Here is a 21,491-nt window from a genome sequence, read left to right as displayed (position 1 = left end):
CTTGTCGTCTACAGCCATTCCCGGTGCCCATTCGCGCGCACTTCTCACGAACCTGCAATATGTCCGTGCGCTCGCCGCGTATCTGGTCGTGCTCTACCATGCGCGGCTGCTGACGCCGCTCGGCCAGGCATTGCCGCTGGATTTCGGTCGCGCCGGGGTCGACATCTTCTTTGTTATCAGCGGCTTCATCATCCAGCATGTCGCGGCGCGTGACGATGCCGGACGGCCGGGCGCGTTTCTCGTCAAACGACTTATCCGGATCGCGCCGCTTTACTGGATCCTCACCCTGATGATCGGCCTCGCTGGGCCGTTCGCGCCTGCGCTGGCCGGCAAGGCCGGGGTCCCGGATGCCGGCATGATCGCGCGGTCGCTGCTCTTCATCCCCTATGTGGACGGGGCCGGCGACATCCATCCGGTGCTCTTCACCGGCTGGACGCTCAATTACGAGATGTTCTTCTATGCGCTGTTCGCGGTCGGACTGCTCATCATGGATGGGCTGCGGCGGCTGGTCGCGCTGAGCGTCGCGCTGGTGCTGCTGGTGACGATCGGCGCGACCAGCGATCCGGATGGCGCGGTCGGCATCACCTACACGAGCCCGCTGTTGCTCGAATTCGGCGCCGGGCTGTGGCTCAACATGGCATGGCAACGAATCCGCCATGTGACATCGGCGACACGGCTGGCGGCAGGTGCGGCGATGGCCGGCGGATTCACCGCGCTGGTGCTGGGCACTATTTTCTGGCCGACGGTTCCGGATGTCCTGAAATGGGGCATACCGGCGGTCGTGATCGTCGCCGCTGCGCTGTTGTGCGAACGTGCCGACGGCGGCGGCCGGTACAAGCTCGCGCTGCTCCTCGGGGAGGCGAGCTACGCCATCTATCTCATCCACCCGTTCGTCATCAAAGCAGCATCGCTCGCCGCCGCGCGCTTGTTCCGCGATGCAGCGATACCGCTCCAGGCGGCCCTGCTGTTCGGTACGCTGGTAGCGGTCGGCGTGGTGGGGGTAGCGCTGCACCTGCTGGTCGAGCGGCCGCTGTTATCGCTACTGCGACGCTGGCTGCTGCCGCGCAGCTCGTCCCGCCGGGCCCACGGCTCGTCGCCCGTGCGGAACTAAATGGCTAACCTGAAATTCTACGTTCGCCACGGTGGATCGGCATGACCACGGGGCAAAGCGAGGAAAGTGTGACTTTCTTCCTGTTTTCATTTCCTTCTGTTTGCTTTAATTGTTGCGATGCAGCGTGACGTCAGGGAGCGAAGCCGTGCATGAAGCGACCGTGATGGTTGCGCCGGACCGGACCGGCGTGGCGAACGATATTATCGAAAACGCCAAGTGGCAGCGACTGGACGATATCGCCAGCCGGGTGCTCGACGTGACGCTTGCCGTCACTGCGTTGATCATCCTCGCCCCGTTGATGGCGATCGTCGCCGCAGTGATCTACATCCTCGATCCCGGCCCGGTGATCTTCGCGCATCAGCGCATCGGGCGCGGCGGACGCTCGTTCCCGTGCCTGAAGTTTCGCAGCATGGTCGTCGACGCCGATGCGCGGCTGCGTCATCTGCTCGAGACGAGCCCCGAGGCGCGTGCCGAGTGGGAGCGCGACCACAAGCTGCGCGACGATCCGCGCGTGATCGGTATCGGCCGCTTCCTCCGCAAGACCAGCCTCGACGAGCTACCGCAGCTGTGGAACGTCGTGCGTGGCGACATGAGCCTGGTCGGCCCGCGCCCGATCGTCGTCGGCGAGATCAGCCGCTATGGCCGCTATTTCGAACATTACTGCGCCGTGCGTCCGGGCATCACCGGCTTGTGGCAGGTCGGCGGCCGCAACGACGTGTCCTATCGTCGGCGGGTCGCTTATGACGTGACCTACAGCCGTGCGCGGTCGTGCGCGATGAACGTCAAGATCATCGCCTACACCGTGCCCAGCGTGCTGTTCCAGCGCGGCTCCTACTGACGCTACCTCGCGCGGCGTGACGGCGGCAGGCAGCCGTCAGCCGCCGCGCAGTTGCTCACGAACCGCGGCGAGCCGCCCCTCGGCGCGCGCATGTTCGGCGTTGGCCAGCGACATCATCCGGTCATTCAGTACGTTCATCTCGCGGTTGGCGAGCGCGATGTCGCCGTTCGCCTTCGCCGCCTGAATCTTCAGCGCCATGACCTCGCGCTGGAGCGCCGGATCGTCACGGCGTTGCTGCGCCATGCCATAGGCTTGCTCGATCTTGAGCGAGAGTACGGTGCGCTGCGATTCGTGCAGGTCGCGATCGGCCCGTACCTGCGCCATCCGATTCAACACGACCGTGCGCCGCGCCGCTGCCGCGGTGCGATCGGCGGCCAGCTGGTGCTGCGCGCCGGCAAGAAGGCCGGCGACCTTCGGATCGGCACGGCGTGCCAGCAACGGTGCCGGGAACGCGATCGCGGGCGTGCCGCTGACCTCTGCCTGCCATAGCGCCTCTTGCGCGGCCAGACGGTCGGCCGCGATCCCGGTAACCGGCTGCGGGTTGCGCGCGGTGCAGGCGATCGCCGCCACAGCCGTCAACCCGAACAGTCCCGCAAAGCCGAAGGCCCGGCGCAACGCCGCCGACACATCGTCCTCGATCGACGCACGTCGGCGCATCGCTTCCATCCTCAGTCGTTGCATTGGCCAACCGTGATAAGCGAGAGTTGTTAAGAAGAGGTAAGTCACGTTCTGCCGCAGAACTTCACAGTCGTTACATGATGACAACGTCCGTTCGATGCGGAGTCGCAACCTTTTACTTTCTCCATATTAACCTCGTCTTCAATCGATCCGCGTAGCTGCTGCCCATCCGCCAGACCGGCGGCGACAGTTCAGATTCGGGCAGACGATCGTGGCGGTGACGCGGGTACGGACTCATCTTCTTCTGGCGACCGCGTCGCTCGCGCTGGCGAGCTGTGGCGGCGGCGGCGGTAGTGGCCGCGGCACGACGTCGACGACCCCGGTAGTCGTCGTACCCGCATCGACGCCGACCCCGTCGGTCGGCTCGGGAAGCGCCGGCCCGGACGTCGCGCCGACTCCCTCGCCGTCACCGACGCCGAGCGATGGCGGAATCGTGATTGTCACGCCGACGCCGGCTCCCGCTCCGACACCTACGCCGACGCCAACACCAGCCCCCGTGCCGACGCCGACCACCCCGGTCAGCCCGTTCCCGGAGCCGGTGCCGACTTCGGTGTCGGCGCCGACACCGACACCGACACCGACACCGACACCATCAGTCTTCACCCCGGCGCCGACGCCCGCGTCAACGCCGACCCCCACACCGACTCCTGCGATCGTCATCCCCGCCCCGACGCCGACGCCCACCGCCATCGCGCTGCCCGAGGAAGCGGCGCCCGCCGACGGCTTCGTGTATCTCGCGGCGCGCGCCAGTGAGCTGGCGTCGTCGATCGTCGACGCCTTCTGGCGCTTCCTCGCGCTGTTCACCGCCAACGGCAGCAGCATGCCGTGGTCGGGCGGGCTGACTGCGTTCAACCAGCCGGTCACCACCGTCGACGGCGCCGCAGCGGTGCCGGTCGACGTGCTGCGCCTCGCTCGCCAGGCGTCGTTCGGACCGACCCCGCAACTGGTGGCGCGGATTACCGAACTGGGCATACCGGGCTGGATCGACGAGCAGTTCCGCGTGCGCGGCAGCACCTACGCCGACCTCGTCAAATGGGTGCCCAACGATTATTGCTCCGCGGATCGCACGATCGTGAACTGCTGGCAGAACAATTTCACGCGTGTGCCGGTTGCGGCGCGCTTCTATGCCGACGCCGCGCTCGCCCCCGACCAGCTGCGCCAGCGGGTCGCCTTCGCCCTGTCGCAGATCCTTGTGATCTCGGGCAACGGCGTGAACAGCACGTCGGGGATCGCGGCATACCAGCAATTGCTGCTCGACGGCGCCTTCGGCAATTATCGCGATCTGCTCGGCAAGGTGACGATGCACGGATCGATGGGCTGGTATCTGTCGATGGCCGACAGCAGCCGCAGCGCCCCGTCGGAAAATTACGCGCGCGAGATGCTTCAGCTGTTCACCATGGGGCCGATGCAGCTCAGCGCCGACGGCACGCCGGTGTTCGCCGGCAACGGCGCCCTGGTTCCCAATTACGGACCGGACGACATCAAGGGCCTGTCACGCGCATTGACCGGCTGGACCTATGCGAAGGGCGGCGGCCGGACCGACTGGGCCGGCAACGACTATTCGCAACCGATGGTGGTCCGCCCGGTCAACTGGGCGTATGACACGCAAGCCAAGGCATTCCTCGGCGCCACAGTGCCGGCCGGCGCGGCGCCGGCCGACAGCGTGCGCATCGCGCTCGACGCGGCGTTCAACAACCCCAGCACTCCGCCGAGACTCGCGAAACTGCTGATCCAGCATCTCGTCAAGTCGAACCCCTCTCCCGCCTATGTCACGCGGATCGGGGCAGTGTTCGTCGACAACGGCGCGGGCGTGCGTGGCGATCTGAAAGCGGTGGTGCGCGCGATCCTCCTCGACCCGGAGGCGCGCGGCGACGAACCCCGTGGGGGCGGGTTCGGCAAGGTCAGGGAGCCGGTGCTGGCGATGATGGCGCTGGTCCGCGCGAGCGGGCTCCAGACCGATGGCGCTGCGATGACGATGCGCGACACCGCGCTGGGGCAGCCGGTTTTCCAGGCACCTTCGGTCTTCAACTTCTACCCGCCCGACTACCCGCTGCCCCGCAGCAGCGGGCTGGTCAGTCCGGCGTCGAAGCTGTTCTCGGCGGGGGGCACCGTCACGCTGCACAACCTCCTCTACGACTGGTCGATCGGCGGCAACGCGAATCGCGGCGACTGGAATTTCAACAATTCGCTTAACAACACCAGCAGCTCGGCGAACACCGTTCCGCTGTGGAGCGGATGGGAGGCGATCGCTGCCGATCCCGATCGGCTGGTCGCCGTGATCAACCTGTTGATGCTCAACAACACCGCCACGGAGACGCAGAAGCAGGCGCTGCGCAACGCCGCGCTGTCGATCACCAACAGCAATGCGCAGCTGCAGGCGCGTCGCCGCACGCAGGCGTTGCTCTACATCGCCGCCACCAGCCCCAATTTCCTCGTCGATCGCTGAGGATCGCTTGCCATGACCCTGATTTCCCGCCGCCACTTCCACCATATGGCGATGAGCGCCGGCGCCGCCGCCGCGCTCGGCATGTTCGGGCGCGGCGTCGCCTATGGCGCACCGGGCAGCGGCTTTCGCGCCATGGTCGGCGTGTTCCTGTTCGGCGGCAACGACGGCTGGAACATGCTCGTGCCTACCGATACCGCGGCCTATTCGGCCTATGTCAGTTCGCGCCAGACCGTTGCCTTGCCGCCCTCGGGCGTCGTGCCACTGGCGGGCAGCGGTCTGGGCCTGCACAAGGCGATGGCCAGCCTCGCGCCGATCTGGGACAAGGGCGCGATGGCGCTGGTGCTTAACACTGGCACGCTCGCCGCACCGCTGACCAAGGCCACCTATCTCAGCCGCCCCGACCTGCGCCCGTCGAACCTGATGAGCCATTCCGACGAGCAGGAGCATTGGCAGGGGCTGCGCGCGCAGTCGGTCAACCGCGACGGCTTCATGGGGCGGCTCCATGATCGCATGGGCGGCGGCGGGGTGCCGCCGGTCATCTCGTTCGGCGGCAACAATATCGCGCTGATCGGGCAGCAGGCGCAGCCGCTGGTCCTCCCGTCGAAGGGCGTGCTCGCGCGCTCCGCCAGCAACAGCAACGCGGTCGACGCCGCGGTGAACAGCTTCGCGGCGGGCACCGGGCTCGACGACATCACCGCCGCGACTGCCGACACGATCCGCGACGCCTATGCGATGACGGCCGCGACCGGCGCGGTGCTGGGGACGACCGGCAGCGTCGAGGCGTTCTTCGTCGATCCCGCCACCGGCGCGGCGCTGACTTCGGACGTGTCGCAGCAACTCAAGCGCGTCGCGCGGATGATCGAGGCGCGCTCGACCTTCGGGCATACGCGCCAGTCGTTCTTCGTCTCGCAGGGCGGCTATGACACGCACGATGCGCAGGTGACCGGCGGCAATGTCGTCGCGGGCACGCACGCCAACCTGCTTGGCGATCTCGCGCTGGCGCTGTCGGCCTTCTACAAGGCGATGGAGGCGCTCGGGCTGCAGGACAATGTCACCGCGTTCACGATGAGCGACTTCGGGCGCACCTATCGCGGCAATGCTCAATATGGCTGCGACCATGCGTGGGGGAACAACCATCTGGTGATCGGCGGCGGCGTGACCGCCGGTGGCGTGTTCGGGCGCTACCCCGATCCGACGCTGGGCGGCGCGGACGATATCAGCAACGAAGGCCGCTTCCTTCCGACGACCGCGCAGGAGGAATATCTGGGCGCGATCCTGAAATGGCACGGCGTCAGCGATGCCGACCTGCCCTATGTCGTCCCGAACTGGTCCACCTGGTCGACGGGCGGGCGCGGACCGATCGGGCTCTACGGGTGATCGCCGGCGCCGTGGCATTTGTCGCGGTGCCGCGCGTCGCCTATAAGGCGGCGGCCTGCTGGAGACCGATCGTGTACCGCCGCCTCATCATCGCCATGACGCTGCTCGGCTGTGCCGCCGCGACTCCGGCGCAGCCGCGCGCGCAGCTGCGCGCCGACGATACGGTCTATGAACTGCGCGGGCGCGAGGAAGTCGCGGCCACCGCGAAAGGGCACGCGTCGCACAATGTCGGCAGTCAGCATGGCGATCAGGTCCGGCCGCAGCTGAGCGGCGACGTGGTCGACGTGCCGCCCTCCATCCCCTCCACGGTTCCGTCGCGCACGCTGATCCACCCGACCGGCGGGACCGGCATCCTCGCCCCCACTGGTGCCCCCGACACGGTCGGCGCGTTCCGCTTCCTGTGCGAGCCCGGGCAGGTCAGCTACGACGATCCGATCGTCTACCCCGGCCAGCCCGGCAAGAGCCACCTGCATCAATGGTTCGGCAACACCGCGGCGAATTCGAACAGCACCTATCGCAGCCTGCGCACCTCGGGTGACAGCACCTGCGTCAACATCCTCAACCGGTCCGCTTACTGGATGCCGGCGATGCTCGACGGGCGCGGCCATGTCGTACGCCCGGACTATGTCTCGGTTTATTATAAGCGCTTGCCGAAGGAAAGCGCAGAGTGCCGGCGGCAGGGCAAGGAATGCGTCGCATTGCCGCGCGGGCTTCGGTTCATCTTCGGCTACGACATGGTGACGGGCAAGACGCCGACCGGCGGCGGTTACTTCAACTGCGACGGCCCCACCGCCAGATCCGGGCACTACACCACAATCACCGAAGCCGCCGCCAATTGCCCGGCCGGGAACCGGCTCGGCGCGGTGATCTCCGCCCCCGGCTGCTGGGACGGCGTCCGGCTCGACAGCCCCAACCATCGCGACCACACGGCCAATGCCACCTATGGATCGTGGGGGTATCTGAGATGCCCGTCGACGCACCCCTATGTGATTCCGTCGTTTACGATGGGCGCGTGGTACAGCATCGACGCCCAGCGCGCCGACAGCTGGTATCTGTCATCCGACGAGATGCCGGGCATGGAGCGGATGCCTGCGGGATCGACCTTCCACGCCGACTGGTTCGGGGCATGGGACGACGACGTCATGGCGATGTGGACCGCGCACTGCATCGACGCGCTCAAATCCTGCAACAGCGGCGATCTGGGTGACGGCCGGCAGATGAAGGAACTGGCGCCGTTCGTCTGGACCACCCCCCGCCGGCTCGTGCCGGTGCCGCCACGCCCCGGCGTCGTGGCGAAGGCGGCCACGGCGGTGGCCGCCCGCTAGCATCGTCCCGCTCTACCTTCCCCCGCTGCACCTTTGCGGTTGCAGCCCCGACCGCGGCATGATTAGCCGCGCCCGACCCTTTTGACGACGGACACCGACCGGTTCATGGCCGACACCTCAACGCTGCGTACCCGGATGCTGGCGCGCGTCCATGTGCCGGAGGCGCTGCTGAAGCGGCTCGGCTGGGCGACCTCGGGCTATGTCATCGTGCAGATCTTCCGCTTTGCCACCAATCTGGTGCTGACGCGGATCCTGGCGCCCGAGCTGTTCGGGATCATGATCCTGCTCACGTCGCTCCGCGTCGGGCTGGAGCTGTTCACCGACATCGGCATCGCGCAGAACGTCGTCAGCAGCCCCAACGCCACCGACCCGCGTTTCTACAACACCGCCTGGACCTTGCAGGTGGTGCGCGGCGTCGCGCTCGGGCTCGTCGCGCTGCTGCTGATGCCGGTCATCAGCCATTTCTACGGCGACCCGACCCTTCAGAAGCTGTTGCCGTTCATGACGATCTTCTTCGTCCTGACCGGCTGCACCTCGATCGGGCTGCCGCTGGCGATCAAGGAACTCGCGATCGACCGCACCGCGAAATACGAAGCCGCCGTCGCGGTGATCGCGTCGGCGGGGCTGATCGCAGCGGCGTGGATCTCGCCCAACATCTGGGGGCTGCTCACCGGCAGCATCCTTGCGTCGTTCACGCCGACCGTGGCGTCGTATTTCATCAAGCCCGGCATCCAGCACCGGTTGCTGATCGACCGTCGCTATGCCCGCGAGATCATCGGCTTCGGCAAATGGGTGTTCGTCTCGTCGGTGGTGTTCTTCCTCGCGCTCAATTTCGACCGCCTGATCCTCGCGCGCTACGTCAGCTTTGCGGCGCTCGGCATCTACGGCATCGCGCGCTCGCTATCGGACGTCTTCGCGCAGTTCAGCGTGAAGCTCGGCGCCGAGGTGGTCTTCCCCAGCGTCGCCGCGGCGACGGTGCGCGGCGTCGAGTTGCAGCGCAAGCTGGCGCACCGCCGGTTGCAGTTCCAGGTAGTGGCGCTGGTCGCGATCGCCGGGTTCATCGCCACCTCAGACTTGGTCATCCGCATCTACGATCCGCGCTACCATGAAGCGGCGCAGCTGATCCCGTGGGTCGCGATCGCCGCGTGGCTGATGATCCTCAGCACGCTCAACGAGAACCTGATGCTGGGGTTGGGCAAGCCGCATTACAGCGCCTTCGGCAGCAGCGCGAAGCTGCTTGGACTCGTCATATTCCTCCCGCTCGGGCTGACGCACTACGGGATCGCCGCAGCGGCGGGTGCGACGGTGCTGGCGGAGATCATGCGCTACGTCTGCCTGTCGGTCGGGCAGGCGCGCGAGAAGGTGACGTTCATCCGGCAGGACGTGCTGGCCACCGTCACGCTGATCGCGCTCGCCTATGCGGTCCGCTGGGTCACGTTCATGATCGGGCTGACCGGCGCCCCCGGCGAGTTGTTCCGGATCACCATGTATCGCTGACCGCCGTCGTTCCGGACCGGGTCCGGAACGACGGAACGCGCCTCAGGCGGTCGGCCCGTAATAGCCGCGGTACCATTCGGCGAAACGCTGCAAGCCCTCGCGCAGCATCACCTTCGGCTGATAGCCGGTAAGTGCGTGCAGCTTCGAAACATCGGCATAGGTCGCGGTGACGTCGCCGGGCTGCATGGGGCGCATCACCTTCTCCGCCTTCTGCCCGATCGCGTCCTCGAGCGCCTCGATCATCTCCATCAGCCCGACGGGGTGGCTGTCGCCGATGTTAAGCACCCGGTGCCCGCCCGTCTCGGGCGGATGATCGAGCGCACCGACGATCCCGTCGACGATATCGTCGATATAGGTGAAGTCGCGCGCCATCTTGCCCTCGCCAAAGACCTCGATCGCCTCGCCGCGCATGATCTTCTGCGTGAACGAGAAATAGGCCATGTCCGGCCGCCCCCACGGCCCATAGACGGTGAAGAAGCGCAGCCCGGTCTGCGGAAAGCCATACAGCCTGGCATAGGACTGGCTCATCAGCTCGCACGCGCGCTTGGTCGCGGCATAGAGCGAGACCGGATCGACCGCCGCCTCGTCCTCGGTGAACCCCTCCCCGCCCATCGGCTTGTCACCGTAGACCGAGCTGGAGCTGGCATAGACGAGGTGCTCGAACCCCTCGGCATGACGGCACGCTTCCATGATCGACAGATGCCCGGCGAGGTTCGACCGCTCATAGGCGAAGGGATTTTCGAGGCTGTAACGTACCCCCGCCTGCGCCGCGAGGTGAACGACGCGACGCACGCCTTCCTCACGGACGATCTTCGCCATCGCTTCGGCGTCGGCGATGTCGGCGCGGTGGAAGGCGAAGGTGTTGCGCCCCTCGAAGGTGGCGAGCCGCGCTTCCTTCAGCTTGGGATCGTAATAATCGTTGACGACGTCGACGCCGATCACGCGCTCGCCGCGGTCGAGCAGGCGATGCGCGACGGCATGGCCGATGAAGCCGGCTGTCCCGGTGACCAGGATCGGATCGGTGCGGCCGCTCATGCTGTTATTCCTTGGTTCGCGCCGGGGCCGGCGCCTTTATGCTGCACCGCCTCCTAAAGATTCGCGCCCGTAACGGCAACTCGCCCCGTCTTAGTCGCGCACCGATTCCGCGGGTTGCCAGACGGCGTATGTCTTTCCGCCCCATACCGAATCTATCACGCCCTGCGCGACACCGACGAGACTCAGCAGCGCGGCGACGATCTTCTGCGCAATGCCGATCCGCAGCCGGTTGCCGACCGTCAGCGCTACTGCACCGGCCACCGCCAGCAGCAGGACTGGCACGGCGCCGACCAGCGCCACTGCTACCGGCAGCGCGCACAGCCCTGCGCCCGCCAGCAGAAACGGCGTTACCCATTTCAGCATCCGGTGCGAAGCATAGCCGTAGAGCGCCGGCCACGGCAGCCGCTTCAGCTGCGGCCACAGCGCGCGGTGGACGTTGATCGCCTGACACGCGATTCGCCGCTTGCGCACCAGTTCCTCCTCCGCCTCGGTCGCGCTGCGTTCGTGAACCAGCGCGTCGGGCACGCTGATCAGCCTTTTGCCCTGCGCCAATACCACAAGGCTCAGGTACAGATCGTCGATCAGATGCGGCGGCGGCGGGCGGTGAAGTTCGCGACGCAGCACGAACATCGCGCCATCGACCCCGATCAGCCCGACCGTCTCGCTCTCGATCGCCTTGATCGCCTCTTCGGCGCGCCAATAGGCGGCGCCGGTCGCCGCGGCGGGGCTGTCGTCGGCGTTATCGTAAACCAGTCGCGCGCTGGTGCAACCGACGCTTGCGTCGACGAAGGGCGCGACCAGCGGCGCGATCACGTCGATGTCGTGCATCACGTTGGCATCGGTAAACATCAACAGCTCGGACGACGAGCGCTGCACCAGCAGGTTCATGCCGTAGGTCTTGCCGTTGCGTCCGTGCGACACGACCAGATCGACGCGATCCGCGAACTCGCGCAGGATTTCGATCGTCCCGTCCTGTGGCCCGTCGGCATAGACGTGGATCGTCGCATTGCCATACGCGTCCGCGGCCTCGATCAACCGCTCGAGCCGCCGACGGATCGACCGCGCCTCGTTGTAAGCGGACATGCAGATCGCCAGCGCCGGCCGGCCTGTCCCGTCATGAGACAGATGCGACACCGGCCTGCGACGAAAGAAGCGTAACGAAACGGGATAAATGATGAATGGATGTACCGCCAACAGCAGCAACAGCCCGGCAGCGATGGCATACATCCAGATCATGCTTGCGTCTCGCTGGCCCCTTTTACAGCGCAACAGAGGGGACGGCGCCCGCCTTTTGTCGCCCCCTGCTGCGTCCCATGAGCCATAACGGTTAAAGATATTCCTGCAAGAAGGCTCGTGCCTGTCCCACGTCGTCGGCGAGATCACTTGCATTTGGAGGAAGTTCGCTTACCAAGTCGCCACTTCGCACGTGCGGCATAGACCCGGGGGAACCATCAATATGACCAGGCTGGCGATGATGCTGTCAGCAGTGGCGCTGCTGTCGGGCTGCGCCGGACGTGGCGGCGATCTGCCGCTGCAACCCGCCTCCGCGCTGGGACGCGAGCGGGCAACGCCGGTCGACGCTACGTATCAGCTGGGTGTCGGCGATCAGATCGCGCTTGCCGTGTATGGCGAGCCGGACCTTACCCGCACCTATGCGATCAACCCCAACGGCACGATCGAGGTGCCGCTGGCGGGCACGATCAAGGCGCAGGGGATGACGATCGATGCGGTCAGCGCGATGATCCGCACTCGTCTTGCCGACGGCTTCCTGCGCAATCCCAGCGTGACCGGCTCGATCGTCACCTACCGGCCCTTCTACATCCTCGGCGAGGTCAACAAGCCGGGTCAGTATCCTTACCAGACCGGGATGACGCTGGAAGGCGCGGTCGCGCTGGCCGGTGGCTACACCTATCGTGCGCAGAAGAACCACGTCTTCATCCGGCCCGAAACGGGCGGCGGCGAGACCAAGGTCGAGGCAACGCCGGAGATGGCGGTCCGCCCGGGCGATACGATCCGCTTCGCCGAGCGGCTCTTCTGATACCGGTGACGCCTCCTATGTCGCCTGCTCACGACCGTCGTGCGCGACGGTGGCGTCTGGTCGTGCCGCGGCTGCTGGCGGCGGCGTCGCTGCTCGCCGCGGGTGCGCCGGCCGCGCACGCGCAGACCACGCGGTCGGTGCTCGATACCGGCATCCCGTTCGATCTGCCGCAGACCGACCGCGTCACGGTGTTGCAGCGCCCGCATCCCGAGCTGGATGCGCTCGGTGTGCGGGCCGGGGCATTCCTGATCTTCCCGCAGGTCGACCTCGCCGCCAACGCCACCAACAACGTCTTCGGCGCGACCACCGACAAGGACTCGGACGTCTATGCGACGTTCGCGCCCAGGCTTGACGCGCGCAGCGACTGGTCGCGGCATCAGCTGGTGGCGCACGCGCGGGGTTCGTTCCGCCGCTTCCTGGATTACTCGATCAAGAACGAGGACGGCTACGACGTCGGCGTCGAGAGCCGGCTCGACATCGTCGGCGATTCGAACCTGCGCGCCGCGGTGAATGCGGACCGGATCTACATCAACCAGTTGTCGGGCGACTTCCCGCGCTTCGCCGCCGCGTCTGTACCGCTCGACCGGCAGGTCGCGTCGTTGCGCGGCACCGCGGCGTTCAATCGCCTGCAGCTGATCGGCGACGTCAACGTCACACGGCTGAACTACAGCGACACGCGCTCGCTCGATGGCCGGGTGATCGATCAGGATTATCTGGATCGCACCGCCACCCGCCTGACCGGACGGGCCGAATACAATGTCTCGCCGGTCACCTCGCTGTTCGTGCAGGGCATCTACACGCTTCACGACTACAGGGCCGCTACGTTCGACTTCGACCGGAGCGGTGACGAGCTGCGCGTGATCGGCGGGGCGGCGTTCGACGTGACGCCGCTGATCCGCAGCCGGCTGGGCGTCGGGTATCTGACGCGCCATTACGATACCGCCGGGGTTTCCGATCTCAGCGGGCTCGCGCTCGACGCGCAGGTCGATTATCTCGTCACCGAGCTGACCACGGTCAGCCTGTCGGCGCGCCGCGACGTGCGCGACGCGATCGTCGCCGGCTCGCCGGGCTTGGTCGCCTTCCGGCTGACCGCCGAGGTCGATCACGAATTGCTGCGCAGCCTGATCCTGATCGCGCGCGCCGATCTGGAAAAGGACGACTTCTCGCGCATCGACCGCAACGACACATTGTTCCATGTCGGGGCGAGTGCGCTCTACACGCTCAACCGGTCGGTGGTGCTGACGCCGTCGATCGACTATTCCAACCGCGCCAGCAGCGGGGCGCAGGTGGGACAACGTTTCAACGAACTGCGCGCAGGGCTTAGCCTGACGTTGCGGCGCTGAGCCGCGGCGAAGGCAGAACAAAAGGGTAAGCGATGGCGGAAGCGACGAATGTGCGGGCCGAGGAACGCCAGGATCTGGCCGGCCTCTTCTCCCGCCTGAAACGGCACTTGCCGATCATCCTGGCGTGCGTCGTCGGGATGTTGGTGGCGGCCTGGGCGATCAGCAAGGTGCTGCCGCGCCGCTACACCGCCGCTGCGCAGCTCGAGTTCACGCCGCAAAGCCCGGTGGCGGGTGCGCCGCAGCCGCAATTGTCGGATCTCGGGCGCGACGCGAAGATCGACGCCGAGGTGCAGACGATGAAGTCGCTGCCGGTCGCGACCCGCGTTGTCGAGCAGCTGAAGCTGGACCGCGACCCGGAGCTGCGCGCCGCCGCCAAGGACTTTGCGACCGATGCCGCAACCGAGAAGCAGGCGATCGCGGGCGCGTTGCTCGCCAATCTGAGCGCCGCACGGGTCGGCACCACCTCGCTGTTCGAGGTTGGCTATACCGACAAGAACCCGCTCAAGGCGATGCAGGTTGCCAATGCCTTCGCGCAGGCGTTCATGGTCGAGGATCTCGACACCAAGGCCTCCGAATTCAAGGACGTCGATGCGCGCCTGAACGGCCAGCTCGACGCGCTGCGTCGCAAGGTCGAGCAGGCCGATGCAGCGGTTGCCTCCTTCCGCCTCCGCAATAATCTGCTCGGCCTGCCTGATTCGGTAACGGCCGAGCAGGAGATCGCCTCGATCCGCGGGGCGCTCGCCTCGGCGCGCGCCGAAGAAGCGGCCGCACGCGCGCGCAGCAGCGCCAGCGGCTCGACGATCGTCGGCGGCGGCAACAACAGCCCGTACAGCACGGCCACCATGTCGTCGCTGCGCCAGCAGCGGGCGCAGGTGGCAGCACGCGTCGCCTCGCTCCAGTCGCGTTATGGTGAGCGCTATCCGGCGCTGGCCGATGCCCGCAAGGAACTCGATTCGATCGACGCGCAGCTGACGCGCGAGATGCGCGACCTGTCGCGCTCGGCCGGCAATGCCTCGCAGGCCGCCGGATCGAGCACCGCCTCGCTCGAGGCGAGCCTCGCCGCGGCGCAGTCACGGCTGACCAACAATGTGCGCTCGTCAGTGGAACTGGCCGACCTGCAGCGCTCCGCGCAGAACGCCCGCGATGCCTATCAGCAGCTGCTCACCACCAGCACGCAGCAGAACGCGCAGCAGTCGATCGTCCGCCCGGACAGCCGCATCGCCGCGCCGGCGTCGCTGCCGCTGACGCCCAGCTCGCCGAACGTTCCGGTGTTGCTGTTCATGGGGGCGGTGCTCGGCCTCGCCATCGGTCTCGCCATCGCCTACATCCGCGAGCGTTGGGTGCAGGGGCTCGACACGGTCGACGACATCGAGACGATGCTCGGGGTCGATTACTTCAACAGCGTGCCGACCCCGGCCAGCTCGATCGAGAAGCCGCGCACCAGCGACCCGGCCGAGGCGACGTTGCTCCACCCGCTGTCGGCCTACACCGAGGCGTATCGCAACCTCGCGACCAGCCTCAGCTTCACGGCCTCGTCGGTGCAGGGCGGCAAGATCCTCGGCATCACCTCGGCGTTGCCCAAGGAAGGCAAGACCACGACGTCGACCTCGGTCGCGCGCGTGCTCGCCACCGGAGGGTCGCGCACGCTGCTGCTCGACACCGACCTGCGGCGCCGTTCGGTGTCGGTGGCGCTTGCGCCACAGGCGCGCGCCGGGCTCGGGGAGGTGCTGGCCGGCACCGCGACGCTCGACGACGTGATCCTGCGCGAGGAGCAGACCGGGCTCGACGTCCTGCCGCTCGCCCCGACCGTCAGCACCTCGCCGCACATGTTCGAGACACCGGAGTTCACCGCGCTGCTCGCCGAGCTGCGTCGCCGCTACGAACATGTCGTGGTCGACACCGCGCCGGTGCTCGCGGTCGCCGACACGCGTGTGCTTGCGCATCACTTCGATGCGCTCGCGCTGCTGGTCCGGTGGCGCTCGACCCCGGCGCGCGCCGCGCGCGCCGCGCTGCATCAGATCTCGTCGGTCGGCGCGGGCGTCACCGGCGTCGCGCTGACGATGGTCAACCTTAAGGTCCAGTCGCAGTCCGGCTATGGCGATCCGTCCGGCTATGCCGATTACATGAAGGACTATTACGCGCAGTCGTGATCCGGTCGCGACCGGATCAGCAGCGCGCCGCCCGATGGCCTCTTTTCCTCTCCAGAGCCTGACCGGGCGGCTCCGCGACCGGCGGCTGGCGCGACTGTTCGCGCTGGCCGACCAGGGGTTTCAGGGGTTGGGGAGCATCGCCGCCAGCGCGATCCTCGGCCGCCACCTCGCACCGGATGCGTTCGGCGCCGTCGGCGTTGCGATCGGCGCTTATTATTTCGTCGCGGGCTTCCACCGCTCGCTCATCACCCTGCCGTACGTCACCGAGCATCGCGAGCATGGCGACGCCACTGACGACCGGCGCTACCATTCCGACTGGTGGTGGCTGAACGTCGCCGCCGCGCTCGTGCTCGCGGTCGGGCTGGTCGCGATTGCGGCGCTGGTGCAGGTCGCGCTGCCCGCGCAACGCTGGCTCGCCGAGCCGCTGCTGCTCGGCGCGGGGATCACCCCGCCGCTGCTCGCCGCGGATTTCGTCCGCCGCTGGTTCTACAAACAGGAACGCGCCTGGCTGGCGGCGCTCGTCTCGGCGCTGTTCTTCGTCGTGCTGATCGGCGGCGCGCTCGTCGCCGCGACGATCCGCCCGGATGCCGTCGCCGGTGCGCTGGCATGGGGCGTGTCCGCGACACTCGCGACCTTGTTCGCGCTCCTGCTGCTCCGCCCCGCCGCCCCGGCCGCAACGCGCGCGTGGCGGCGCTTCGCACCGCATGGCCGCTTCGCGGGCTGGCTCGCGCTCAACATCTTCCCCTACACCGTCTACAGCACCGCAACCGTCGTAATCCTGATCGGCGCGCTGCTCGGGCCAGGTGCGGCGGCGGTGTTCACCGCGGCGCGCACGCTCACCAACCCGGCGGTCAGCATCGTCTCGGCGATCGACTCGACCGACAAGCCGCGCGCCGCCGCGGCGCTCGCGAAAGATGGCGGACCAGGACTGCGCCGCGCGATCGGCAACACGCGTCGCACGCTGATCGTGCTGACCGGGGGCTATCTCGCGCTGGTCGCACTGTTCGCGCACCCGCTGATCGCGCTCGTCTTCCACGGCCAGTACGCCGGGGTCGAACAGAACGTGCAGCTGCTGTGCGCCGCCTTCTTCCTGTTCTGCCTGAACCAGCCGTCGGAGACGTTGCTGATCGTGCTGCGCGCCAGCCGTACGATGTTCGTCACCCGCGCCGCCACCGCGCTGGTCACGCTCGCCGCACTGGTGCTCGCGATCCCGCACGGCATCGCCGGCATGGCGATCGCGATCGCGGTCAGTCAGCTCGCCAATATCGTGTTGCTCACCATCGCGGAGCGTCACGCCCTCAACCGCCTCGCGCTTTCGGAGCCATCGGCATGACGATCCGCTTTTCCGTCGTGGTGCTCACCTATGCCCGCGACCAGATCCTCGCCGACACGCTGACCCGGCTCCATGATTGCCTCGGCGCGCGCGACGATTACGAACTGATCCTCGTCGACAACAATGTCGAGCGCGGCACGCGTGAGGCGCTGCTCGATCGCTTTCTCAACCGCCAGTATCTGTTCTCCGGCAACAACAAGGGCGTCCACGCCCGCAACGACGGCTTCGACGCCGCGCGGGGCGAGTATATCGTGCTGCTCGACGACGACGTGCTGGTCGAGACGCCGGCGATGCTCGACCTGTTCGCCGCGCGCTTCGGCGAGGACGATCGCCTCGGCGCGATCACCGTGCGCAAGCACGTCCGCGGCGAGACCCGCCGCCGCGTCGACCTGATCCCGCACACCCGCAAGGACGTCGATCTCACGCAGCCGTTCCTCACCTTCCGCTTCGTCGGCGGGTGCGTCGCATTCCGCACCGCCTGCCTGCGCGAGGTCGGCGGCTTCCTGCCCGACTTCTTCTACGGGCTGGAGGAAATCGAGCTGTCGTACCGGATCATCGATGCCGGCTGGCGGATCCGCTACGATCCCGCGATCAGTTGCGAGGAGCTGGAGCACCCCGACGGCCGCGACGCGAAGAAACGCGTGCAGACGCAGCGGCTGGCGAACAAATATATCATCAGCTATCTGCGGATGCCTTTCCCGGAGGTGCTGGTGAACGCCGCGCTCTTCACGCCCTATCTGCTGATGCGACAGCGCGGTCAGGCGAGCGTCAGCGGCGCGGTGCGCAAGTTCCTCGACTGGCGCAAACGCGATGATCGGCCGCAGCGCAAGGCGATCTCGCGCCAGACCGCCGCCTATATCCGCGAATGCGGCGGATCGGTGTGGAAATGATCGCGCGCATGGCGCTGCTTGCGGCGGCGGTCTGGGCCGGCTGGTCCGCCACCCCCGAGCGGCGCGGCACGCTCGACCGCTCGCGGCTGCGCCCGGCTTTCGCCGACGAGTTCGACCGCGCGCCCGATTTCTGGCACGCCGAGAAGAATCCGCGCGGCCGCTGGAAGACCAATTACTGGTTCGGCGTCCAGCCGACCCGCGCCGACAAGGGTTGGGAGCCACGCACGCTCGTCCCCAATGGCGAGCTGGAATATTATGGCGATCCTGCCGAGGGCATGTCCGCCTTTGAATGGAAGCCGGGCGTGCTGACGATCGCCGCGCGTCCCAACCCGTATCGCGCCGATCCGGCCACCAACCACCTGCCGTACCTGTCGGGGCTCATCACCACCGAGCGGTCGTTCCACTTTACCTACGGCTATGTCGAGGCGCGGATCGCCTTCCCGTCAGGCAAGGGCATCTGGCCGGCGTTCTGGCTGCTCCCGGTGCCGGCGGTGCAGGATGGCAAGCAGCAGCAGCCCGGACCGACCGAGATCGACATCTTCGAATCGATCGGCGAGCCCGGCAAACTCTATTTCACCTATTTCCCGAACCTGCCGAACAATCAGAAGAAGGGCGACGGGATGCCGTGGGCGAGCGGAACCGATCTGTCGCAATTCCATACCTACGGGATGATGGTGACGCCCAAGGAGCTGGTCTGGTATTTCGACGACCGGCCCGTGCGGCGCGTCCCGAACAAGGATTATCACCAGCCACTCTACCTGCTCCTCAATCTCGCGATCGGCGGCAACTGGCCCGGCGCGCCGCGCGGCGATCAGAAGTGGCCGGCGCGAATGAAGATCGACTGGGTGCGCGCGTACCGGATCGCGGGCAAGTGACCGCCGTCTCACGCCTCGGGCTCGGTGGCAGCAAGTTCGGCTCCTTCGCGAACCCCGCCCCCGCCGCCGACAGCGAACGGCTGGTGCGCACCGCGCTCGACCTCGGCGTCACCGTGCTCGATACCGCAAGCATCTATGGTCAGGGCGACAGCGAGCGGATCATCGGCCGCGCGATCGCCGGGCGGCGCGACGCGGCGTTCGTCGTCACCAAGGGCGGGCAGACCTTCTCCGCCAAATACCGGCTGCTGCGCACCGCCAAGCCGCTGATCCGCGCGGTGCTCGCGCGGCGTGGCGGCGCGGGCAACGCGGTCACCGCGCAGCGCGCCGATGCGATCAGCGCGGACTGGCGCCCGCGCGTGATCGTCGCCAGCCTCGAGGCGTCGCTGAAGCGGCTGCGCACCGATCGCGTCGAGGCGTTCCTGCTCCACAGCCCGCCGGCGCATGTCGCCGCCGACGCCGAGCTGGCACTGGCGCTCGTCGCGGCGCGCGCGAGCGGCAAGGCCTTACGCATCGGCGTGTCGTGCGACGATCTCGCCACGCTCGACGCCGCGCTCGACCAGCCCGGCTATGACGTGCTGGAGCTGCCGTGGGACGTACTCACCGCGCTCGGCAAGCGCGCCGATCTGATCCGCGCACGCGGGCATCTGGTGCTCGCGCGCGAGGTGGTGACGCTGCAACCCGGCCTCACCCCGGCGCAGGCGGTGGCGCGCGCAATCGCGCATCCCGCCGTCGACTGCACCGTGGTCGGCACCGGCAAGCCCGAGCATCTGCGCGCACTGGCCGCGATCGCGCGCGGGTCGGCACGATGATCGTCGACGCACGCCGCGCCGCGTTGGCCGCGCGGATTGAGGCCGATCTGGTGATCGTCGGCGCCGGCCCGGCCGGGATCACGCTGGCGCTGACGCTGGCGGACGCCGGCTGGGACGTCGTGCTGGTCGAGGCCGGCGGCGACAAATTCGACAAGGCCGGGCAGGACTTCCTGCGCGCGCAATCGGTCTCCCCCGCCTCCCACTCGCCCGGCGAGATGTACCGCCGCCGCCAGTTCGGCGGTACCAGCGCGGTATGGGGCGGGCGCTGCATCCCGTTTGATCCGATCGACTTCGAAACACGCGACTGGATGCCCGCCGCGCGCTGGCCGATCGCGCATGACGAGATCGCGCGCTTCTATCCGCAGGCGATGGCGCTCGCCGAGGCGGGTGCGCTCGACGTCATCGCCGCCGCCGCCGACCCGCGCGAGGCCGACCCCGCCCTCCCCGGCACCGGCGACGATGCGATCACCGAGCGCGTCGAGCGTTTCAGCCACCCGACCGATTTCGGCGGCTGGTATCGCAAGCGGCTCGAGGCCGCGCCACGGCTGCGCGTCCTGACCAACGCGCCCGTCGACCAGATCCTCACCACCAGCGACGGCGCGATCGCCAGCGGCGTCCGCCTCCGCCTGCCCGATGGCGCGAAGGTGACGATCGCCGCATCCCGCGTCGTGATCGCGGCGGGCGGGATCGAGACCGCGCGGCTGCTGCTCGCCAGCGACGAGGCGCGCGCCTGCGGGCTCGGCAACGAGCACGATCTGGTCGGACGCTATTACCAATGCCATTTGGAGGGCACGCTCGGCACGATGGCCTTCCACCCGCCAGCCGGGCACGACCGCTTCGATTATTTCCGCTCGCACGACGGCATCTATTGCCGCCGCTATCTCTGGCTGTCGCCGGAGGCGCAGCGGCGTGAGCGGCTCGCGAACATGGTGCTGCGGCCCGCGCACCCCAGCATCGTCGACCCGGCGCACCGTCATCCGGTGCTATCGGCGATGTACCTCGCCAAGAACATGATCGTCCCCGAATATGCGCGCAAGATGACCGCGCTGGAGCATGACGCGCGCGCGCAGCGCGGCGGCTCCTCGGCGTCGTTCCATGCTGCGCATTTCCGCAACGTGCTGCTCGGATCGCCGCGACTGGCGGGGTTCGCGCTCGACTGGACGCGTCGCCGCATCCTCGCCAAGCGCAAGCTGCCCAGCGTGCTGCTCGCCGAGCCGGGCGGCGTCTACCCGCTCGACCTCAACGGCGAGCAGGAGCCGCACCGCGACAGCCGCGTGATGCTCGGCACCGAGCGCGACGCCGCCGGCCTGCGCCGCGCGATCATCGACTGGCGCTGCACGGCGGCGGATCGCGCGCGGATGATCGCGGGCGTGCGCGTGATCGCGGCGGCGGTGAACCGCAGCGGGGCCGCGACGATCACCCTGACCGACGACGAGGCGCAGGCGTGGAGCGATCATCCCGTGCCGGTCGGCGGCCATCATATCGGCACCGCACGCATGGCCGACAGCGCGGCAGACGGCGTCTGCGATGCCAATGCCGAGCTGTTCGGGACCCGAGGCGTGTTCATCGCTGGCGCAGCGAGCTTCCCGACCTCCAGTTTCGCCAATCCGACGTTGACCTTGCTCGCGCAGACGCTGCGGCTGGCGGAGCATCTACAAGCGGTGAAGTGACCCACGCGCCCCAATTCGGGACGGGGCGCCACTGTCGCGATACCGTCCCGCAAACGTCACGACCGCGTAACAGCGA

The 21,491-nt window shown here is 67.7% G+C and carries 18 protein-coding genes; 14 read left to right on the top strand and 4 right to left on the bottom strand.

Going from position 1 to position 21,491, the window contains the following annotated elements:
- The first annotated feature begins 1 nt into the window (after window position 1).
- Both BACI71_RS01795 and BACI71_RS01790 read left to right on the top strand, forming a co-directional pair.
- Entirely contained in the window at window positions 2-1,111 is a 1,110-nt protein-coding gene (locus BACI71_RS01795) for an acyltransferase family protein (RefSeq protein ID WP_159754257.1), read from the top strand.
- 145 nt (window positions 1,112-1,256) lie between these two features.
- A complete protein-coding gene (locus tag BACI71_RS01790) occupies window positions 1,257-1,949 on the top strand; it encodes a sugar transferase (protein WP_236552770.1) in 693 nt (230 codons plus the stop codon).
- A gap of 36 nt (window positions 1,950-1,985) precedes the next feature.
- Here BACI71_RS01790 and BACI71_RS01785 read toward each other — a convergent pair whose 3' ends face one another.
- Together BACI71_RS01785 and BACI71_RS01780 are read right to left on the bottom strand one after the other, a co-directional pair.
- Window positions 1,986-2,606, bottom strand: coding sequence for a hypothetical protein (locus BACI71_RS01785; protein WP_236552769.1), 621 nt, complete (start codon window positions 2,604-2,606; stop codon window positions 1,986-1,988).
- Window positions 2,607-2,861: 255 nt separating this feature from the next.
- Window positions 2,862-3,071, bottom strand: coding sequence for a hypothetical protein (locus BACI71_RS01780; RefSeq protein WP_159754251.1), 210 nt, complete (start codon window positions 3,069-3,071; stop codon window positions 2,862-2,864).
- Window positions 3,072-3,123: 52 nt separating this feature from the next.
- Here BACI71_RS01780 and BACI71_RS01775 point away from each other — a divergent pair, with 52 nt between their 5' ends.
- From BACI71_RS01775 to BACI71_RS01760, 4 genes are all read left to right on the top strand, one after another.
- Window positions 3,124-5,073, top strand: coding sequence for a DUF1800 domain-containing protein (locus BACI71_RS01775; protein ID WP_159754248.1), 1,950 nt, complete (start codon window positions 3,124-3,126; stop codon window positions 5,071-5,073).
- 12 nt (window positions 5,074-5,085) lie between these two features.
- Window positions 5,086-6,450: a DUF1501 domain-containing protein gene (locus tag BACI71_RS01770; RefSeq protein WP_159754245.1), complete on the top strand. Its 1,365-nt coding sequence runs from the start codon at window positions 5,086-5,088 to the stop codon at window positions 6,448-6,450.
- Window positions 6,447-7,775, top strand: a complete 1,329-nt coding sequence (locus BACI71_RS01765) for a DUF1996 domain-containing protein (RefSeq protein ID WP_159754242.1) — start codon at window positions 6,447-6,449, stop codon at window positions 7,773-7,775. The genes BACI71_RS01770 and BACI71_RS01765 overlap by 4 nt, the downstream gene beginning before the upstream one ends.
- A 105-nt stretch (window positions 7,776-7,880) precedes the next feature.
- Window positions 7,881-9,272 carry an oligosaccharide flippase family protein gene (locus BACI71_RS01760; protein ID WP_159754239.1) on the top strand — a complete coding sequence of 464 codons (1,392 nt, stop codon included), beginning with the start codon at window positions 7,881-7,883 and terminating at the stop codon, window positions 9,270-9,272.
- A 42-nt stretch (window positions 9,273-9,314) separates the two neighbouring features.
- Here the strand turns inward: BACI71_RS01760 and BACI71_RS01755 are convergent, their stop codons facing one another.
- Both BACI71_RS01755 and BACI71_RS01750 read right to left on the bottom strand, forming a co-directional pair.
- On the bottom strand, window positions 9,315-10,307 hold the full coding sequence (locus BACI71_RS01755) for an NAD-dependent epimerase/dehydratase family protein (RefSeq protein ID WP_159754236.1): 993 nt from the start codon (window positions 10,305-10,307) through the stop codon (window positions 9,315-9,317).
- A gap of 90 nt (window positions 10,308-10,397) precedes the next feature.
- Entirely contained in the window at window positions 10,398-11,534 is a 1,137-nt protein-coding gene (locus tag BACI71_RS01750) for a glycosyltransferase (protein WP_268894072.1), read from the bottom strand.
- A gap of 229 nt (window positions 11,535-11,763) precedes the next feature.
- Here BACI71_RS01750 and BACI71_RS01745 point away from each other — a divergent pair, with 229 nt between their 5' ends.
- From BACI71_RS01745 to BACI71_RS01710, 8 genes are read left to right on the top strand one after another with little or no spacing between them, the layout of a single operon-like run.
- Window positions 11,764-12,345 (top strand): polysaccharide biosynthesis/export family protein, encoded by a 582-nt coding sequence (locus BACI71_RS01745; protein ID WP_159754230.1) that lies wholly within the window; start codon window positions 11,764-11,766, stop codon window positions 12,343-12,345.
- A gap of 17 nt (window positions 12,346-12,362) precedes the next feature.
- The gene (locus tag BACI71_RS01740; RefSeq protein ID WP_159754227.1) at window positions 12,363-13,688 is read left to right on the top strand and encodes an outer membrane beta-barrel protein; all 1,326 of its coding nucleotides are present in this window, start codon (window positions 12,363-12,365) and stop codon (window positions 13,686-13,688) included.
- Window positions 13,689-13,720: 32 nt separating this feature from the next.
- Window positions 13,721-15,838, top strand: coding sequence for a GumC family protein (locus tag BACI71_RS01735; protein ID WP_159754224.1), 2,118 nt, complete (start codon window positions 13,721-13,723; stop codon window positions 15,836-15,838).
- A gap of 34 nt (window positions 15,839-15,872) precedes the next feature.
- Complete coding sequence (locus tag BACI71_RS01730; RefSeq protein WP_159754221.1) at window positions 15,873-17,171, top strand: lipopolysaccharide biosynthesis protein; 1,299 nt, start codon at window positions 15,873-15,875, stop codon at window positions 17,169-17,171.
- Window positions 17,168-18,061, top strand: a complete 894-nt coding sequence (locus BACI71_RS01725; protein WP_159754218.1) for a glycosyltransferase — start codon at window positions 17,168-17,170, stop codon at window positions 18,059-18,061. Before BACI71_RS01730 ends, BACI71_RS01725 begins: the two co-directional genes overlap by 4 nt.
- Before the next feature lie 8 nt (window positions 18,062-18,069).
- Window positions 18,070-18,936 (top strand): glycoside hydrolase family 16 protein, encoded by an 867-nt coding sequence (locus BACI71_RS01720; RefSeq protein WP_236552768.1) that lies wholly within the window; start codon window positions 18,070-18,072, stop codon window positions 18,934-18,936.
- Complete coding sequence (locus BACI71_RS01715; RefSeq protein WP_159754211.1) at window positions 18,933-19,745, top strand: aldo/keto reductase; 813 nt, start codon at window positions 18,933-18,935, stop codon at window positions 19,743-19,745. Before BACI71_RS01720 ends, BACI71_RS01715 begins: the two co-directional genes overlap by 4 nt.
- Window positions 19,742-21,415, top strand: a complete 1,674-nt coding sequence (locus tag BACI71_RS01710; protein ID WP_159754208.1) for an FAD-dependent oxidoreductase — start codon at window positions 19,742-19,744, stop codon at window positions 21,413-21,415. Before BACI71_RS01715 ends, BACI71_RS01710 begins: the two co-directional genes overlap by 4 nt.
- Window positions 21,416-21,491 lie beyond the last annotated feature (76 nt).

The sequence above is a fragment of the Sphingomonas sp. 8AM genome, assembly GCF_902506455.1.
Taxonomy (GTDB): Bacteria; Pseudomonadota; Alphaproteobacteria; order Sphingomonadales; family Sphingomonadaceae; genus Sphingomonas.
The sequence above is the reverse complement of the archived record's forward strand: the minus strand, read 5'-3'. Positions and strand labels throughout refer to the sequence as shown.

What these genes read in the sequence shown, in the direction of transcription:
- BACI71_RS01710 (WP_159754208.1), top strand. Translation starts at nt 19,742, where the DNA reads ATGATCGTCGACGCACGCCGCGCCGCGTTGGCCGCGCGGATTGAGGCC.
- BACI71_RS01760 (WP_159754239.1), top strand. Translation starts at nt 7,881, where the DNA reads ATGGCCGACACCTCAACGCTGCGTACCCGGATGCTGGCGCGCGTCCAT.
- BACI71_RS01750 (WP_268894072.1), bottom strand. Translation starts at nt 11,534, where the DNA reads ATGTATGCCATCGCTGCCGGGCTGTTGCTGCTGTTGGCGGTACATCCA.
- BACI71_RS01745 (WP_159754230.1), top strand. Translation starts at nt 11,764, where the DNA reads ATGACCAGGCTGGCGATGATGCTGTCAGCAGTGGCGCTGCTGTCGGGC.
- BACI71_RS01755 (WP_159754236.1), bottom strand. Translation starts at nt 10,307, where the DNA reads ATGAGCGGCCGCACCGATCCGATCCTGGTCACCGGGACAGCCGGCTTC.
- BACI71_RS01740 (WP_159754227.1), top strand. Translation starts at nt 12,363, where the DNA reads ATGTCGCCTGCTCACGACCGTCGTGCGCGACGGTGGCGTCTGGTCGTG.
- BACI71_RS01730 (WP_159754221.1), top strand. Translation starts at nt 15,873, where the DNA reads ATGGCCTCTTTTCCTCTCCAGAGCCTGACCGGGCGGCTCCGCGACCGG.
- BACI71_RS01720 (WP_236552768.1), top strand. Translation starts at nt 18,070, where the DNA reads ATGGCGCTGCTTGCGGCGGCGGTCTGGGCCGGCTGGTCCGCCACCCCC.
- BACI71_RS01735 (WP_159754224.1), top strand. Translation starts at nt 13,721, where the DNA reads ATGGCGGAAGCGACGAATGTGCGGGCCGAGGAACGCCAGGATCTGGCC.
- BACI71_RS01785 (WP_236552769.1), bottom strand. Translation starts at nt 2,606, where the DNA reads ATGCGCCGACGTGCGTCGATCGAGGACGATGTGTCGGCGGCGTTGCGC.
- BACI71_RS01770 (WP_159754245.1), top strand. Translation starts at nt 5,086, where the DNA reads ATGACCCTGATTTCCCGCCGCCACTTCCACCATATGGCGATGAGCGCC.
- BACI71_RS01725 (WP_159754218.1), top strand. Translation starts at nt 17,168, where the DNA reads ATGACGATCCGCTTTTCCGTCGTGGTGCTCACCTATGCCCGCGACCAG.